Source organism: Psychrobacter piechaudii (assembly GCF_900162825.1).
Taxonomy (GTDB): domain Bacteria; phylum Pseudomonadota; class Gammaproteobacteria; order Pseudomonadales; family Moraxellaceae; genus Psychrobacter; species Psychrobacter piechaudii.
On the sequence record NZ_FUGE01000005.1, the window covers coordinates 1 to 731 of the forward strand.

General features: G+C 39.8%; 2 protein-coding genes. Both read left to right on the top strand.

Annotated features, from left to right (window positions below; translation table 11 throughout):
• Nucleotides 1–289, top strand: a 289-nt coding sequence (locus A1019T_RS00025) for an IS630 transposase-related protein (protein ID WP_208608002.1), incomplete at its 5' end; no start/stop codon positions are given.
• On the top strand, nucleotides 252–731 hold a 480-nt coding region (locus A1019T_RS00030), incomplete at its 3' end, for an IS630 family transposase (protein WP_077449876.1). The genes A1019T_RS00025 and A1019T_RS00030, both read left to right, overlap by 38 nt.

Genomic DNA, 731 nt, shown 5'->3' on the forward strand with positions numbered 1-731 from the left:
ACAAATGATATTAGACAAGCTTGACGAAGGTTACAGTTATCGAGAGCTTGCCGAAGAATATCAAATCAGTACAACGACAATTCAGCGTTGGAAAAAGAACATTGAGCGTAAAGCTTACGTCTATACTGTTTACAAGGTGGATAGCGATCGGCTTAAAGCAGATGTTGAGCTTTACCCAGATGCTTATCAAATAGAACGAGCAAGACGTCTTAACTGTAGCCAAAGAAGCATCAGTCGTGCACTGAAGCGACTTGGTATTACTCAAAAAAAAGACACTGCATCATCCTAAATCAGATGAAGAAAAACGTCAGTTATTCGCTGAGCAGTTAGCCCAGTATGAAAAAGATAACCGTCCTGTCGTTTACTTAGATGAAAGTAGCTTCAAGGCACATGATTACAGACCTTACGGCTATGCCAAAAAAGGTGAGAAGTGCTTTGGCGAGCATAACTGGCAACTAAAAAACCAAACCAATGCCATAGGTGCTATTTACAATAATCAGTTATTCGCAGTAGGTCTTTACGACTGTAGTGTTAATAGTGATGTATTCCATAGCTGGACTCAGCAACTGTTATTACCACAACTTCCCCTTAATAGCGTGATCGTTATGGATAATGCAACTTTCCATAAGGGCCTTGATATTCAAAAAATTATTGAAGATTCAGGACACACTATTCTATGGTTACCGCCTTATAGTCCTGACTTAAACCCTATTGAGCAAACTTGGGCTTGG